The 16,784-nt window shown below is 46.8% G+C and carries 14 protein-coding genes and 6 tRNA genes; 19 read left to right on the forward strand and 1 reads right to left on the reverse strand.

Features of this window, described 5'->3' with window-relative positions:
• The first annotated feature begins 76 nt into the window (after positions 1 to 76).
• The 12 genes from DWX26_RS14505 (at position 77) to trhA (ending at position 6,463) form a co-directional block, all read left to right on the forward strand.
• A tRNA-Val gene (locus DWX26_RS14505) sits at positions 77 to 149 on the forward strand.
• A gap of 9 nt (positions 150 to 158) precedes the next feature.
• A tRNA-Tyr gene (locus DWX26_RS14510) sits at positions 159 to 240 on the forward strand.
• A gap of 19 nt (positions 241 to 259) precedes the next feature.
• Positions 260 to 332, forward strand: a tRNA-Thr gene (locus DWX26_RS14515).
• A 33-nt stretch (positions 333 to 365) separates the two neighbouring features.
• Positions 366 to 439 (forward strand) — tRNA-Met (locus DWX26_RS14520).
• Between the two features lie 6 nt (positions 440 to 445).
• Positions 446 to 518, forward strand: a tRNA-Phe gene (locus tag DWX26_RS14525).
• 8 nt (positions 519 to 526) lie between these two features.
• Positions 527 to 599 (forward strand) — tRNA-Lys (locus DWX26_RS14530).
• Positions 600 to 765: 166 nt separating this feature from the next.
• A complete protein-coding gene (locus DWX26_RS14535) occupies positions 766 to 1,821 on the forward strand; it encodes a D-alanyl-D-alanine carboxypeptidase family protein (RefSeq protein WP_117510663.1) in 1,056 nt (351 codons plus the stop codon).
• Between the two features lie 359 nt (positions 1,822 to 2,180).
• Positions 2,181 to 3,134 carry a M23 family metallopeptidase gene (locus tag DWX26_RS14540; protein ID WP_055220294.1) on the forward strand — a complete coding sequence of 318 codons (954 nt, stop codon included), beginning with the start codon at positions 2,181 to 2,183 and terminating at the stop codon, positions 3,132 to 3,134.
• Positions 3,135 to 3,476: 342 nt separating this feature from the next.
• A complete protein-coding gene (gene manA / locus DWX26_RS14545; protein WP_117510667.1) occupies positions 3,477 to 4,412 on the forward strand; it encodes a mannose-6-phosphate isomerase, class I in 936 nt (311 codons plus the stop codon).
• A 17-nt stretch (positions 4,413 to 4,429) separates the two neighbouring features.
• Entirely contained in the window at positions 4,430 to 5,305 is an 876-nt protein-coding gene (locus DWX26_RS14550) for an ROK family protein (protein WP_022461220.1), read from the forward strand.
• On the forward strand, positions 5,286 to 5,564 hold the full coding sequence (locus DWX26_RS14555; RefSeq protein WP_022461219.1) for a GIY-YIG nuclease family protein: 279 nt from the start codon (positions 5,286 to 5,288) through the stop codon (positions 5,562 to 5,564). Before DWX26_RS14550 ends, DWX26_RS14555 begins: the two co-directional genes overlap by 20 nt.
• 224 nt (positions 5,565 to 5,788) lie before the next feature.
• Positions 5,789 to 6,463, forward strand: coding sequence for a PAQR family membrane homeostasis protein TrhA (gene trhA, locus DWX26_RS14560; protein WP_117510669.1), 675 nt, complete (start codon positions 5,789 to 5,791; stop codon positions 6,461 to 6,463).
• A gap of 134 nt (positions 6,464 to 6,597) precedes the next feature.
• Here the strand turns inward: trhA and DWX26_RS14565 are convergent, their stop codons facing one another.
• Positions 6,598 to 7,509 carry a 30S ribosomal protein S1 gene (locus DWX26_RS14565; protein WP_118601683.1) on the reverse strand — a complete coding sequence of 304 codons (912 nt, stop codon included), beginning with the start codon at positions 7,507 to 7,509 and terminating at the stop codon, positions 6,598 to 6,600.
• Positions 7,510 to 7,889: 380 nt separating this feature from the next.
• Here DWX26_RS14565 and DWX26_RS14570 point away from each other — a divergent pair, with 380 nt between their 5' ends.
• From DWX26_RS14570 to DWX26_RS14605, 7 genes are all read left to right on the forward strand, one after another.
• A complete protein-coding gene (locus DWX26_RS14570; RefSeq protein WP_117762172.1) occupies positions 7,890 to 9,545 on the forward strand; it encodes a putative manganese-dependent inorganic diphosphatase in 1,656 nt (551 codons plus the stop codon).
• Between the two features lie 104 nt (positions 9,546 to 9,649).
• Positions 9,650 to 10,249, forward strand: coding sequence for a flavin reductase family protein (locus DWX26_RS14575; RefSeq protein ID WP_117510675.1), 600 nt, complete (start codon positions 9,650 to 9,652; stop codon positions 10,247 to 10,249).
• A gap of 349 nt (positions 10,250 to 10,598) precedes the next feature.
• Positions 10,599 to 11,933 (forward strand): NADP-specific glutamate dehydrogenase, encoded by a 1,335-nt coding sequence (gene gdhA / locus DWX26_RS14580; RefSeq protein ID WP_055220308.1) that lies wholly within the window; start codon positions 10,599 to 10,601, stop codon positions 11,931 to 11,933.
• A 430-nt stretch (positions 11,934 to 12,363) separates the two neighbouring features.
• Positions 12,364 to 12,717: an Hpt domain-containing protein gene (locus DWX26_RS14585; RefSeq protein ID WP_055220310.1), complete on the forward strand. Its 354-nt coding sequence runs from the start codon at positions 12,364 to 12,366 to the stop codon at positions 12,715 to 12,717.
• A 287-nt stretch (positions 12,718 to 13,004) separates the two neighbouring features.
• Positions 13,005 to 14,450 carry a uracil-xanthine permease family protein gene (locus DWX26_RS14590; protein ID WP_118601684.1) on the forward strand — a complete coding sequence of 482 codons (1,446 nt, stop codon included), beginning with the start codon at positions 13,005 to 13,007 and terminating at the stop codon, positions 14,448 to 14,450.
• Positions 14,451 to 14,927: 477 nt separating this feature from the next.
• On the forward strand, positions 14,928 to 16,028 hold the full coding sequence (locus tag DWX26_RS14600; RefSeq protein WP_118601685.1) for an extracellular solute-binding protein: 1,101 nt from the start codon (positions 14,928 to 14,930) through the stop codon (positions 16,026 to 16,028).
• 102 nt (positions 16,029 to 16,130) lie between these two features.
• Positions 16,131 to 16,772 (forward strand): hypothetical protein, encoded by a 642-nt coding sequence (locus DWX26_RS14605; protein ID WP_118601686.1) that lies wholly within the window; start codon positions 16,131 to 16,133, stop codon positions 16,770 to 16,772.
• Positions 16,773 to 16,784: the final 12 nt, after the last annotated feature.

The following is a 16,784-nucleotide window of genomic DNA, read 5'->3' on the forward strand; positions in this document are numbered from 1 at the left end:
CGCCGCCCTGTCACGGCGGAGGTCGTCGGTTCGATCCCGATCCGGGTCGCTTTTCATAACTAAATATCTGAAAAATGGGATCTTAGCTCAGCTGGGAGAGCATCTGCCTTACAAGCAGAGGGTCACAGGTTCGAGCCCTGTAGGTCCCATTCTTTTATGGGTGGTTTCCCGAGTGGCCAAAGGGGACAGACTGTAAATCTGCTGCAAATTGCTTCGGTGGTTCGAATCCACCACCACCCACTTGCCAATCAGGCAATCGGCCGATGTGGCTCAATTGGCAGAGCAGCTGATTTGTAATCAGCAGGTTATCGGTTCGAGTCCGATCATCGGCTTTACTTGAGAAATCAAGTACAAAAATAGGATATCGCGGGATGGAGCAGTCTGGAAGCTCGTCGGGCTCATAACCCGAAGGTCGTAGGTTCAAATCCTACTCCCGCAATTTTATGCCTAGTTAGCTCAGTTGGTAGAGCAGAGGACTGAAAATCCTCGTGTCTCTGGTTCGATTCCGGAACTAGGCATATTTTACGGAGCATTAGCTCAGTCGGTAGAGCACTTGACTTTTAATCAAGTTGTCCGGGGTTCGAATCCCCGATGCTTCACTATGTGGAACCCTTTCGAGGGTTCTTTTTTTGTTCTGCATATCCCAAATTGGTCCACCGGACCAATTTTGATTATGTTTATCTTAAGGTTACGGCGAAAATCTTGCAAAAGAGCAGGAAATGTACTATGCTTTGAAAGAATAAAAGAGAACGGAGGAATCTGTTTATGGCACAAAAAAAGAAAAACAAAAGACGAAGACGCCAGTTTCAGCAGAAAGTGATTTTAAGTGTTCTGCTTGTTATCATTATCGGATTGATTGGCGTGCTTGGATATCAGATGCAGAAGAACGAAAAAAAACAGACGGATGGAAACGCAAGTGCATCCTCTTCGGTTTCGTCATCCTCTCTTGCTGGGGACAGTTCAGAGCCGATATCGGATTCCAGCCAGGAGGAGGAGATTACACCGACGCCTGAGCCGGTACAGCAGATTTCGTCAGATGGTCTGAACAGTCAGCATGCCCTGCTGGTGCGGGAAAGCGATCTGGCTGAGATGATGAATCTGGGCGGAGATGAGAGAATTTATCCGGCGTCGATGACAAAGATTATGACAGCGCTGCTTACCATTGAAAATCTTCCGGATCTGAACGAGACGATTACGGTTCCGGAGGACATCTTCGAGGAACTGACGGCACAGGATGCGTCGGTAGCGGGATTTAATCCGTACGAACAGCCAACGGTTCGTGATCTTCTCTATGGTGTGCTGCTGCCATCCGGCGCAGATGCCTGTGAGACATTGGCGAGAGCAGTCGGCGGATCGGAAGAAGGTTTTGTGGCCATGATGAACCAGAAAGCAGAAGAACTGGGACTTACCAATACGCATTTTGAGAACTGCACGGGACTGCATAACGACAACCATTATTCTACCTGCCGTGATATTGCGGTGCTGATGAGTGAGTGTCTGAAGAGTGATACGTTTCGCGAGATCGTGACGAGGGAGGTTTACACAACGGAGGCTACCGCATCACACCCGGAGGGAATTACGCTGTATGATACGATGCTCCACCGGTTTACCAGCTATGAGATGAGTACGACACTGGAGAACGGGGCAGTCATTGAAGGCGGAAAGACCGGATTTACCGATGAGGCGGGTCAGTGCCTGGTCAGCTTTGCAGAATACGGGGGAGAAGAGTACATACTCGTTACGGCAGAGGCGATGACGGATTCGGGATCTGCGGTGGACAGCATTGCGGATGCGAGTACGGTGTATGGAAGACTGCAATAAAAAGATTACAACAAAAAAAAAGAGCTGGAACTGGGAATTTTCCCGTCTCCAGCTCTTTTTTAACCAAATGAAGGAAGTCTCCTATTACCATTGCGAATATCCGCCTGACACGACAAAAATAAAGTGTGGATAATGATGGGGATGTTTTGCACGAAGTGCGCAGAAACGGCAGATGTTTTCCACAAAATGAAAAAGCACGGAGGAGAAATTGTGGATAACAGAAAGGAAAAATCCGGTTTTTGTGTATAGATCGCGCCGGATGGGAAATACTGCTTACTGTAGGAAAAGCAGGAGGAGAGCGAGAGATTGAGAAACGCCTCTGAAATGCTTAAAAAGATATCAGCAGAGGTGGTAAGAACATGAAAAGAGACAAGTTGAGAATCGGCGTGATCACAGCGGCACTGGCAATGATGATTGCAGGCGGAGTGCTGACCTGGCAGCAGGATGCGAGAAACGGTAAGGCAGATCAGGCGAAACAGGGAGAGACGGCACAGCTTACAGAGGACGAAAGCACCGGAACTACAGAACAGCAGACGGAGGAGACGGCGGGAGATGCAGACGGAACGCGTGCCGTACAGGATCAGGCAGATGATGTGGAAAACAGTCTGGAACAGGTGCCGGAAATGGAAGCGGCGTGTGAAGAAGAGGCGGTGGGAAATCCAGAAGCAGATGCAGAGACGGCTCAGAATACACCGGAAGAATCAGATGGGAATACAGAAAGACAGGACGCGCAGGCGGTAAACGGAACAGCGGCGGATCAGAACGGAGAAACAGGATCAGGAGAAACAGCGGCGAATGAAGAAACGAGTGCAGCATCCGGAACTGTGGATTCTGCAGAAAATCAGGAAACGGCAGTTGAGACAGCAGGGGCTGCACAGGATCTGATGTTCAGCGAAGCGACAATCATGGAACTGCCGGTTACTGGAACAGTTCTGATTCCGTATAACATGGAAAATACCGTTTATTTCCCGACACTGGATCTTTACCAGTGCAATCCAGGCGTTGTTTTCTCGGCGGCAGAAGGAACTCCGGTTCTGGCGGCAGCGGACGGAGAAGTTGTGAGTGTGGAAAATGATGCAAGAACCGGCCTCACCGTCACCATGAATCTTGGAAATGGATACGAAGCCATCTACGGACAGCTCACAGACGTTTCCCTCGAGGCAGGCCAGAAAGTTCAGAAAGCAGCACGGATCGGAGCAGTTGCAGCACCGACGAAATATTATGTAAAAGAGGGAAGCAATCTTTTCTTTGAGATGAAAAAAGATGGAAAAGCCATTGATCCTATGGTATATCTCCCGGCAATTTCGGAATAAAAAAGAGGACCTGCACGAAATGGGATGCGGGAAAGTATTATAAAGTGTAGGATTCGCAATCGAATCTTTTTTACAGGTTTTGAATACAAAAAAGGCGGCGCAGACCGCGGATGGTAAAATACCGTTTTTCGATTGCTTTTTATAAAAAAGGCTGGCTGAAAACAGTCAGCTTTACATATAACAAACAGGATTGTTTTGATATAGAAAAAAGGCGGAATAAAAGGAAAGTAACCGGTTACAGAAAATGTGAAAGTTTGTCATTTTAGGGGTTTCGTTTTTGGCTGTTATCGGTTAAAATAGACGTAGTGGACAGATCCTGAAAACAAGGAGGATTAGAAAAATATGGAGCTTTTATTTATGGACCCGGTGTTCAAAGAAGCAATCTGGGGTGGAACAAAGTTAAGAGACGTATTTGATTACGAAATTCCGAGCGATACAACCGGCGAGTGCTGGGCGATCAGCGGACATGCCAACGGAATGAGCCATGTGGCAGGCGGAAGATTTGATGGAAAAACATTAGGTGAGCTCTGGAAAGAGGAGCCGGAAATTTTCGGAAATTACCCGGGAAGCCAGGTTCCGCTGCTGATCAAGATCATTGATGCAAAAAATGATCTGAGCATCCAGGTTCATCCAGATGATGCTTATGCAGGAGAGCATGAGAATGGATCTCTTGGAAAGACCGAGTGCTGGTACGTGCTGAACTGCGAACCGGGTACAGAAATTGTTATCGGACACAATGCAAAAGACAAGGCAGAAGTGGAGAAAATGATCCGCAATCATGAGTGGAGCGATTTCATCCGCAAAGTGCCGGTACATAAGGGAGATTTCTTCCAGATCAATCCGGGATGCGTACATGCCATCAAAGGCGGCACACTGATTCTGGAGACACAGCAGAGCAGCGATATCACCTATCGTGTATACGATTATGACAGACTGCAGAACGGCAAACCGAGACAACTTCATGTAGAGCAGAGTATCGATGTTATCGAGGCTCCGTTTAAAACGGCAGATATCGATACCTTTACAGAGGAAATCCCGGGCGCGGTACATACCCATTTTGTAACATGCAAGTTCTACTCTGTAGATAAATACGACATCGACGGTGTATTCACCTTGGATGCGAAAAAATATTATACTAATGTAAGTGTAATCGCCGGAGAGGGTACTGTAAACGGTATTCCGGTTAAGAAAGGTACTCACTTTATTATACCGGCTAATTTTAATGGATGCAGATTTGAAGGAAAACTTTCTGTAATCTGCTCAAATCCAGAAGCATAAGAGAGGAGAAAAACACAATGAGACTTGGAGCATTAGAAGCAGGCGGAACAAAGATGGTCTGCGCAATTGGAAACGCAAATGGAGAAATTTATGAGAGAATTTCTATCCCGACCGAGACACCGGAAATTACCGTTCCGAAAATGATTGAGTATTTCAAAGAGAAGGACATTCAGGCACTGGGAATCGGTTGCTTTGGACCGATCGACCTGAACAGAAAATCCGAAACATATGGTTACATTACCACAACTCCCAAATTAGCATGGAAGAACTACAACATCGTAGGCGCTTTCGCAGATGCACTGGACATCCCGGTTGGATTTGATACCGATGTAAACGGTTCTGCACTGGGTGAGGCTACCTGGGGAATCACAAAAGGTCTGGACAACAGCATTTACATCACCATCGGAACGGGCGTTGGAATGGGAATTATTTCCAATGGCAAGCTGTTGCACGGCATGCTTCATCCGGAAGGCGGACACGTTCTGCTGACCAGACATCCGAAAGATACTTACGGCGGAAAATGCCCGTATCACAGCAACTGCCTGGAAGGCCTTGCTGCAGGTCCTGCCATTGAAGCACGCTGGGGCAAAAAAGGTATTGAGCTGGCAGACAAAAAAGAGGTATGGGAGCTTGAGGCTTACTATATCGGACAGGCACTTGTAGACTGCATCATGCTGCTCTCCCCGCAGAGAATCGTTTTGGGCGGAGGCGTTATGCATCAGGAGCATATGATGCCGCTCGTAAGAGAAGAAGTAAAGAAACAGCTGAACGGATATCTTGTAACAAAAGAACTTGAGGATCTCGACAGCTACATTGTACTTCCAAGCCTGAACGACAATCAGGGTATCATGGGTGCGCTGAAACTGGCTGTAGATGAGCTGGCAATGCAGTAAGGTGCAGGAACATCCGAAAAATTTCACTTACATCGTGGAATGCAGCGATGGAACACTTTACACCGGCTGGACCAACAATCTTGAGCACCGCGTTGAGACACACAATGTGGGAAAAGGTGCCAAATACACCAAAAGCCGGAGACCGGTAAAACTGGTGTATTTTGAAACGTATTCCTCCAAAGAAGAGGCGATGCGGCGGGAGTGGGAGATTAAACAGCTTTCGCGGACAGAGAAATGGAAGCTGATCAAGGCGAAATAAGAATCAAAAACAGACTTTTCGAACAGACACAACAATGTGTGGATGCGGAAAGTCTGTTTTTTTGTGAAAATGTGTCGAACGATTCCGGAAGAAACCAGATATTTTGACTTGCAAAATAATTTCATCCTGTTATAATAAAAGAAACGGCAACAAGTAGTAATAAAAACTATGTGAGACGGTAATTGAAATAAAACAGCGTTTCTGACAGGAAAGGAGTGAGTAGAATGAAGTATATCAGAAAAAATGGAATCAAGGATCCTGGCAGTGCGATTACACATGGGATTGCGCTGATCCTGGCGGTGGTGGGAACGCTGCCATTGCTTTTGAAGGCGGCGCGGGAGCCGGATCATCTGCATGTGGTTGCGATGGCGGTGTTTATGCTGAGTATGATTTTGCTGTATCTGGCGAGCACCGTGTATCACACGTTTGATGTAAATGGGAAGGTAAACCGTCGACTGAAGAAGTTTGATCATATGATGATTTCCGTGCTGATTGCGGGAAGTTATACGCCGATCTGTCTGATTGCGCTGCATGGACGGACGGGAATTGTACTTTGTGCATTGGTGTGGGCAGCAGCAATTGGCGGAATTCTCGTCAAGGCATTCTGGATCAATTGTCCGAGGTGGTTTTCCTCAGTGTTGTATATCGCAATGGGATGGCTGTGTGTACTGGCATTTCATCCGCTGTTTCTGGCTCTTTCACGGCCGGCATTTGGATGGTTGCTGGCGGGCGGCATCATTTATACGGTCGGCGGGGTGATTTACTCCTTAAAAATGCCGATGTTTAATGCGAAGCATAAAAAGTTCGGAACACATGAAATTTTCCATCTGTTTGTGATGGGTGGCAGCTTCTGTCATTTTATTGTGATGTATTATTTTGTGGCGGCGATGCCGGTATAAAATAACAGTGGCGGCTGTACCGGAAAAGAAAAATCCGGTACAGCCGCTGCTTTATGTTTACGTGTCATGGGGGTAAAATCTGTGATGCTGCAAAACCCCTGGAAAATGCTGTTATAACAACGGGAACAGCCACTTTAGTTCAGCTTAATATTTTTAAACAGCGATCCCAGTGTCGTTGTCACTTCCTCTGTCTCCGGGAGTTCTATGGTTTCTTCCTGGATCTCCTCAGCTGCAACGTCATCGAGGGCTTTCATGGAGAGACTGAGTTTGCCGTCCTTGATGGCAATGACTTTTACTTTGACTTTATCGCCGACTGCCAGGACTGCGGATGGATGTTTGATTCGTTTGGCGCAGATCTGGGAGATGTGGACGAGGCCGGAGAGGCCGTTTCCGAGGCTGATGAAGGCGCCGTATGGCTGCAGGCTCTCAACGGTTCCTTCGGTGACGAGGCCGACTTCTACGTTGGAGATTTTCTCTTTGCGCTCTTCGTCTGCTTTCTCGCGGAGAATTTCGCGGGCGGAGAGGATCAGGCGGTCTTTTTCTTTGTCGAGTTCAAAAACCTGTACCTGAATGTCTTTGTTTAAGTATTCATTCAGATCTTCCACGTAGTTCAGGGAGAGTTTGGAAGCCGGGATGAAGCCGCGGATTCCTTCGACGTAAGCGATAACACCGGCGTTTACGATTCCTTTGACTTTTACATCCAGTACGGTTTTCTCTTCTTTGTACTGTGCGAGTTTTTCCCATGCGAGGATATCGTTTGCCTCTGCGCGGGAGAGAAGAATGTTGCCGTGGCCGTCGTCTTTGCGGATCACGGTTGCGGTGATTTCGTCACCGACCTGAACAGCGTCTTTTAAGGAGAAGCCAGGCTCGTTGCTGAAGTCCTCGGCGCGGATGACGCCCTCTGCGTAGTATTTCAGATCGAGAATCACCTCTTTTTCATCTACGGAGATGACGGTTCCGGTGAGCATGTCGCCTTCCTCAATTTTTTTGAAGGAAGCTTCCAGCTCTGCGGAGAAGTCATCCATGGTTAATTGTTCTTCTGACATAATGAAACACCCCTTTTTCGTAAGAATAACAGGAAAACGAGAGGAAAATTGTGGATTTATGAAAAAATCGGGTTCAATTTTGCACGTTTTTCTATCTGCGTTTATCTTAACATAAAAGATTTTCTTTGACCAGATGAAAAAAGGATGGTAATATGTGTGTAGTCGTTACCAAAATTACTGAGACGCGCACTTGCTGCGCGGCTGCAGGAGAAAGTGATTCAGGTGGCCGCCCGGAACTTCGCGGAGCGAATTTGCATGTGCAGGGCGGCGGTTACTGGTCACGAAGTGAGCAGTAACTGTAGTCGTTACAAAAAAAGAAGTAAAACTACCGGGACGAACTTACTGTATACCACAAACATACAGAAGGGAGGAGTACTATTATGAAATCAAATTCAAGAGTTTATGTAATTGGACATAAAAATCCGGATACGGATTCCATTTGTTCGGCGATTGCCTATGCGGATATCAAGAACAGGACAGATAAAACCAAAACCTACATGGCGCGGCGTGCCGGTCAGATCAATGAGGAGACCGAGTATGTACTGAAGCGCTTTGGCGTGCGCGCACCGGGGTATCTGCCGAATGCGGGAACGCAGGTAAAGGAAATTGAAATCCATGAGGTGCCGAGCGTACCGGGCACGATTTCCGTGAAGAAAGCGTATTCCATGATGAAAAACAACAACGTGGTCACACTGCCGATTACTTCGCCGGACAATGATCTGCAGGGCGTGATTACGGTCAGTGATATCGCAGAATCCTATATGGATTCTTATGACAGCCATGTCATGTCACTGGCAAGGACGCAATACCGCAGTATCGCGGATACGTTGGATGGTTCGGTTATTGTCGGAAATGAACATGGTTATTTTATCCGCGGAAAAGTCGTTGTCGGCGCATTCCATCCGGATACGATGGAGAACTACATCGAAAAAGATGACCTTGTCATTCTCGGAAACCGTGCGGAGGACCAGCTCTGTGCAATCGAGATGGATGCAAGCTGCATTATCGTCGGACTTGGCGCAAAGGTGACGAAAACGATTCAGAAATTTGCAGAGGAAAAATGCTGTGTGATCATCAGCAGTCCGCATGACACGTATACGATTGCGCGTCTGATTAACCAGAGTATTCCGGTCAAATATCTGATGCGCAGAAGCAATCTGATCACGTTCAACACCGAAGATTTCCTCGATGATATCAAAGAAGTTATGAAAAATCAGAGACACCGCGATTTCCCGATTTTGAACAAGAAAGGAAAATATGTGGGAACGATTTCCCGTCGGAACCTGATCGGAAATGCAGGAAAGAAACTGATTCTCGTCGATCACAATGAGGAATCACAGGCGGTCGATAACGTCAAAGAGGCGGAGATTCTCGAGATCATCGACCATCATCGTCTGGGATCACTTGAGACGATGGCGCCGGTTATGTTCCGCAATGAGCCGGTGGGCTGCACGGGAACGATTATGTATGAAATTTATAAGGAAAAAGAGCTGGAGATCGCGCCGAACATCGCAGGACTGCTCTGCGCAGCCATCATTTCCGATACGCTGATGTTCCGGTCGCCGACGTGTACGTTTCTTGACAAAGCGGCAGCAGAGGCACTGGCGGACATTGCAGGCATCAGCATTCCGGAGTTTGCATCCGAAATGTTCCGTGCAGGAAGCAACCTGAAAGATAAATCACCGGAAGAAATTTTCTACCAGGATTTCAAAAAATTCATCATGGGCGATGTTACGTTTGGTGTCGGCCAGATTACATCCCTCGATGCGGGCGAGCTGGAATCCATCAAGGAACAGCTTCTGCCGCAGATGGAAAGCGAGTGCGGAAAACACGGCATCGAGATGGTATTCTTTATGCTGACCAATATTATAGAAGAATCTACAGAGCTTCTGTATTATGGAAGCGGGGCAAAGGAAGTCATCGAAAAAGCTTTTGAAGATCTTCCGGTCAACGAGGTCAGCTGCGAGCTGAAGGGTGTTGTGTCGAGAAAGAAACAGCTGATTCCGGCATTTATGATGGCGCTGCAGAATCAGTAAAAACAGAAAAAATAAAAAAGCGTGGTTCCGGGCCTGAAAATAGATCCGGGGCACGCTTTTTTCGGTCATAAAAGGGTGAAAAAGAGGAAAGGAAAGAAATAAGAATGGGAAAACAGACATGGAAAGCGGGAAATATGCTGTATCCGCTGCCGGCGGTCATGGTGTCGGTGCGCGGAAAGAACGGGGAGGACAACATCATCACCGTTGCCTGGGCCGGCACGGTGTGTACGAATCCTCCGATGGTATCGATCTCGGTGCGGCCGGAACGCTACAGCTATCAGATGATCAAAGAGAGCGGTGCGTTCGTCATCAACCTGACGACGGAGGACCTCTGCTATGCGACCGACTACTGCGGCGTGCGCTCGGGAAGAGATGTGGATAAGTTCAAAGAGATGAAACTGACGAAAGTCGAGGCGGAGGAGATTTCCGCACCGATGATCGGGGAGTCGCCGGTTAATATCGAGTGTAAAGTGGAGCAGGTGCTCGAACTGGGCTCGCATCACATGTTTCTTGCAAAAGTTGTGGCTGTCCATGCGGATGAGGCATACATGGATGAGCGCGGCCGCTTCGATCTGAACCGCGCGAAACCGATTGTGTATTCCCACGGAGAGTACTTCGGAATCGGGAAAAAGCAGGGAACCTTTGGCTGGAGCGTGAAGAAAAAATCGAAAACACCTAATATAAAAACAAAAAACCGCAGCTAATCTTTATTTTCTAAAGAATCAGCACGCGAAATTTTATAGTACTTTCGGTAAAAATATACAAAATCGACAAAAATACTGGGTAAATATTAGAAAACGCTACAAAATCATGATTTATTAGGAATTTTTTGCGTGAAATATTGCAAAAACCGGATATTTTATGCTATAATATCAACCAATCGTTGACCTTATAAAATTAAGTGATCCGGAGGACGGGAGAATCCACCGGAGACGCGAGAGAGTGCGGAAATGATTTTCTCCACGCTTTAAGGCTGATGAGAACCGCAGATGGATCTTTTAAAGAAATCTTTCTGCACTACATTAAGGGAGAAATTTCAAGGAGGAAACTAACATGTCATACGTAGATGAGGTTATTGAGTCCGTAGTTGCAAAAAACCCAGCTGAGCCGGAATTCCATCAGGCAGTCAAAGAGGTTCTGGAATCTCTTCGCCCTGTTATTGAAGCAAACGAGGAAAAATACAGAAAAGTCGCTCTTCTGGAGAGAATGGTAGAGCCAGAGCGTCAGATCAAATTCCGTGTGCCGTGGGTAGACGATAAAGGACAGGCTCATGTAAACACCGGATATCGTGTACAGTTTAACAGTGCAATCGGACCTTACAAAGGAGGAATCCGTCTGCATCCTTCTGTAAATATTGGTATTATCAAATTCCTGGGATTCGAGCAGGTATTCAAAAACTCACTGACCAGCCTTCCGATCGGCGGAGGTAAAGGTGGTTCTGACTTCGATCCGAAAGGAAAATCTGACAGAGAGATCATGGCATTCTGCCAGAGCTTTATGACAGAGCTTTGCAAATATATCGGCGCAGACACCGACGTACCGGCTGGTGACATCGGAACAGGCGCAAGAGAGATCGGCTTCATGTTCGGACAGTACAAGAGAATCCGCGGCGTATACGAAGGCGTTCTGACTGGTAAAGGTTTAAGCTACGGCGGATCTTTAGCAAGAACAGAGGCTACCGGATACGGACTGCTGTACCTGACCCAGGAGCTGCTGAAACTGAACGGCATCGACATCGCAGGCAAGACCGCTTGTGTATCCGGTTCCGGAAACGTTGCAATCTATGCAATCGAGAAAGCTACTCAGCTTGGTGTGAAAGTTCTCACCTGCTCTGACTCCAACGGATGGGTTTACGATCCAGACGGAATCGATGTAGCTGCATTAAAAGAGATCAAAGAAGTAAATCGTGCCCGTCTGACCGAGTACAAGAAATATCGTCCAAACTCTGAGTACCACGAAGGACGCGGCGTATGGGTTGTAAAAGCAGACCTTGCTCTTCCTTGCGCAACTCAGAACGAGCTGCTGCTTGAGGATGCAAAAGCACTTGTTGAGAACGGATGCACTGCAGTATGCGAGGGCGCTAACATGCCTACTACTCTGGAAGCAACCAAATATCTGCAGGAGCACGGCGTAATCTTCGCACCTGGAAAAGCTGCAAATGCAGGTGGTGTTGCAACATCCGCACTCGAGATGTCCCAGAACTCCGAGCGTCTGTCCTGGACCTTCGATGAAGTTGATGCAAAACTGAAAAATATCATGATCAACATCACACACAACATGGTTGATGCTGCAAAACGTTACGGCCATGAGGGCGACTATGTTATGGGCGCTAACATCGCAGGCTTTGAGAAAGTAGCTGACGCTATGATGGCTCAGGGAATCTGCTAATCTGATTTTGAGAAATCCAAAGGGATCTCCGGTTAAGACCGGGGGTCCCTTTTTGCATAAAAGATAGAAGAAACACAGAAAAATAACGAAAATTACAGTGTACAAAAAACATTACATTTTGCAACGAGACTAGACAGAAGAAATAGACTTTCACGCGGTACCGTGTGAATAAAACGACAGAATATGCGAGTAAGTTGTATTATTATGCATGAATGCAATATACAGGTAAGATAAAAACGTAAGAAAAACGTAAGAAAAAAGATGTTTTATGTTCAGAAATAGAGCGTATAGTAAACAAAAATAATGCAAAAATAATGAAAAGCAGAAGTTGACAAGAGCTTGCGTGAGAAATATAATTATTTATGTATTGATAAAGAACTTGTTTGCATTAATATGTAATGAATTTGCATACAGGGAAGAGGAAGAGAAGATGACATTAAAAGATTGCTACATGCAGATGGGAGCAGATTACGAGGAAACCGTTCAGCGGCTTCGCAGTGAATCTCTAATTCAGCGGATCATTTTAAAATTTCCGCAGGATCCGAGCTATCAGGAGCTTTGCCAGGCACTGGCGGACGGAAATATTGAGGTTGCATTCCGTGCAGCTCATACATTAAAAGGCGTGTGCCAGAATCTTGGTTTTAAAAATCTGTACGAGCCAAGCGCCGAGCTGACCGAGCGGTTAAGACCGCTGCAGGAGACCGAGACGGATGATCTGATGCAGAAGGTGACGGAAGAATATAACCGCACCGTAAAAGCGATTGAGGATTTCCAGAACGCTTAAATTGAAGGAAGAAAACAAGGAGGCATTGATCTGTGAGATGAGGAACACAGACCGGTGTCTCCTTTTTATGGAATTCTGTACAAGATGCGGGTTGACGGGAAAAAAGAAACATGATAATCTTTTTACATAAAAGCACAGCTTATGAAGAAGACTTGTTTAAAAAGAAAAACTTATAAGTATCTATAAGAAAAAACAAGGACGCTTTGCCGGAAAAATTCCGGCTGTGCAGGGCATATTCCATACCGAAAGGCAAGGCAGCCCAAATCTACAAAAGCAGGAGAAAAGCAATGAAAAAAGAAAAAAGTTCAGCTATGGGAACCCCGTACACCTTTGAAGGACGGATTCCGCTGAAGCAGGCGATTCCGCTTGGATTGCAGCATGTAATGGCGATGTTCGTAGGAAACCTCACCCCGCTTCTGATCATCATGGGAGCGTGCGGTCTGACGGCGGATGCGGGCTACGGTGCACTTCGTACGGCTCTTTTGCAGAATGCAATGACAGTAGCCGGTATTGTAACACTGGTACAGATGTTTTCGATTGGACCGATCGGCGGTAAAGTGCCGATTGTTATGGGTACATCTTCTGGATTCCTCGGCGTATTCAAGAGCGTGACAGCCGTGCTGGGACAGGGCGCGCTGACGTACGGCGCTATCCTTGGTGCGACAATTGTCGGCGGTCTGTTTGAGGGCGTGCTTGGCGTCTGTTTAAAGCCGCTTCGTAAATTTTTCCCGTCGGTTGTTACCGGCTGCGTCGTTATGGCGATCGGTCTTTCGCTGATTCCGGTTGGAATCAATTATCTCTGCGGCGGTTCCGGAACGAACGATTACGGTTCCATACAGAACCTGTTCCTTGGCATGGTCGTTCTGATTGTAACGCTGGCACTGAAGCACTTTACAAATCCGAAGGGAATCTTAAGTACGGCTTCAATTCTGATCGGTATTTTAGTCGGCTACGTGGTAGCTATTATTATGACCATGGTTCTGCCGCATACCGGAACGGCGGTTCTTGAGGATGGAAGCACTGTTTCCTATACATATTCCTGGGTTGTCAATTTCCAGCAGGTAAAAGATGCGTCCTGGTTCGCACTCCCTGGTATTGCAGGCTTTGGAAAACTGGCTGAGGTAAAACCAGTCTTCCGTGTGGAGGCAATTCTCCCGGTAGCGATCATGTTCATCGTAACAACCGTTGAGACGGTCGGCGATATCTGCGCCTGCGTAGAGAGCGGTATGGACCGCGAGGCAACCGATTCTGAGCTTTCCGGCGGTATCATCTGCGACGGTCTCGGATCCAGCTTTGCAGCAGCACTCGGCGTTCTCCCGAATACTTCTTTTGCACAGAATGTCGGCATTATTTCGATGACAAAAATTGTAAACCGTATGGCGCTTTCCTGCGGAGCAGTTTTCCTGATTCTCTGCGGACTCTGCCCGAAGATTGCAGCATTTGTATCCATCATGCCGCAGTCCGTACTGGGCGGTGCGGCCGTTATGATGTTTGCATCGATTCTGGTTTCCGGTATCCAGCTCATCACAAAAGAGCCGATCACAAGTCGTGAGATTACAATCGTTTCCGTTGCACTGGGTCTTGGCTATGGCCTTGGATCTACTGCAGGAGCGATTTCAGAGCTTCCTTATTATATCCAGCTGATTTTCGGCGGTTCCGGTATCGTTCCGGCGGCGGTTACGGCGATTGTGCTGAATATCATTATTCCAAAAGAGAAGAAAAAAGCAGAATAAAGAACAAAAAAAAGAAAAAGAACCTCTTATGTTTCCGGAAAGAAGTATTCCCGGGGAGAGATAAGAGGTTCTTTTTTATTGTGCTGCCCGGCATTCGGAGGGAACTGCCGGTAGAAGGCTCTGCAGGTAAAATGTCTGAAAATACGAGGAATATACAAAATGACGGAAAAAGCACAAAAAATCCGTCAATAGATAAAAGAATAACGAAAAAGAAAAAGTCAAGATTGACTATAAATTTTAAAATAGTGTACAAAATCGACAATATGAATTAAAAAAACGAAATAAATTGTGAAAAATACATAAAAAATGCTTGTCAAAACGGGTGGAAGAGAGGTGTAATCATTGCATAAAAAGTGTGACGAAAATGTGAAAGTTTTAGGCAAAACGTATGATTAAAAACAATGGATTCTTCGTAAGCCTGGACAAAAGCAACAACGGAGCACGCAAAAAGAACGTAAATCACAAGGAGGACACCAAATGAAAAAGAAAGTAATTTCTGCATTACTGGCAAGCACCATGATCGTAAGCCTGGTAGCATGTGGCAGCACTGGAGGAGACAGTTCTGACGCAAACAGCAAGAGCAGCGGCACAACAGCATCAAGTACGGCAGGCGGCGATGAAGCAAAGGATACCTCATCGGACAGCGGCTCCGGCGATGCAGCAGGTTCTGGTGACTGGGTTGCAGCAGCTGATGAAGCAGACGATGCAGTACCGGGTGAAAATGACGATCGTGCGTTTGCAAAATTTGATCATGTCGTAGAAGTACATTATGGATATCAGATCGACCCGAAGGATACCACACTTCCGGACGGCGATTCCGTAGATAACAACCAGTACACCAGATACCTTCTGGATAACTACAACATCAAAGTTGTCTGCGACTGGACTGCAGGTAATGCATCTGACTTCCAGCAGAAAGTATCTCTGGCGATCGCATCTGCTTCCCTTCCGGATGCAGTCGTTGCACCAACCCGTAACTACCTGGTACAGGCAGCAAGAGCAGATCTTCTTGCAGACCTCTGGCCGGAGTTCAACCAGTACGCATCCAAACAGGTAAAAGAAATCATCGAGACTACCGAAGGACGTGCGATCAACAATGCAACCGTAGACGGAACCTTCTGTGCACTGCCAAACATATCGGTAGATACCGATGGTGTTTACCTGTACTTTATCCGTCAGGACTGGCTGGATCAGTTAGGACTGGAAGTTCCGAAGACCGTAGATGAACTCGGCGAAGTAGCTCAGAAATTTAAAGACGCAGGTCTCAGCCCGGATTATGCAATCGCAGGTATTGATAACGGCGGAAGAACCTACTCCAACTTCCTGAACTCCTCCAACAACGGATACGGTTTCGATGCTGTATATCAGGCATTCAATGCAACACCGGGGTATTTTCTGAAAGATGATTCCGGCGAACTGTACTGGGGAACTACAACAGATGAAATGAAAGAAGCCCTTACCACCTTACATGACTGGTATGAAAAAGGCCTCATCAACCCGGAGGTTGGAACCACAACCAACGGCGACAATGCAAACAATGTTAAGAACGGAACCTGCGGTATCTTCATGGGACCATGATGGAGCCTTGGATACGGAAACCCGGATTCCTTCCGTAACGATAACAATGCAAACTGGCAGGCATATCCGCTGTACACCAAAGACGGTGAGTGGAATATTCATATGAAAGACGTTGGAACCACTTATACTATGGCAAACAAAAACGCATCGGATGATGTGAAGAAAGCCATTGTTATCATGAACAACGTACTCGTTCGTGATGAGTCTACCTTCGATACTTCTGTAGCAATCGGCTGGTATCCGCTGCGTAACTGTATGGCAGCTACCGATGAGTGCGAGTATGAGTATGATGCACTGATGGGAATCATCAAAGGCGAAGCAAGCGCAGATGATTATCAGCAGGGCGGAAGCAAATTCAACGGTCTGTACAAGAACCTGGCAAACGATGCCGCAACTCTGAAAGACGTTATCTCTGAGGACTATGACGGATCCAGAGATCTGACAGTAACCGATATGGATGTCAACACCAACAACGGACAGTTCAACAGATTCTATGCACTGCTGATTGGTGATCGTCCATACGCAACACTTGAGCCGGATCACAAGATCTATTCTGAACTGTACTACACCATCGACGGAATGGATACCTACTGGACCCAGATTTCTGACCTGGAAGACAAGAGTATCCTTCAGTTCATCACTGGTGCGAAGAGCCTTGACGAGTGGGATCAGTTCTGCACCGACTGGCATGTACAGGGTGGTGATCAGATCCTTGAGCTGGTAAAAGATTACCTGGCTGAGTAACTAATGTAAATG

Source organism: Blautia sp. AF19-1, from assembly GCF_003479155.1.
Taxonomy (GTDB): Bacteria; Bacillota; Clostridia; order Lachnospirales; family Lachnospiraceae; genus Fusicatenibacter; species Fusicatenibacter saccharivorans.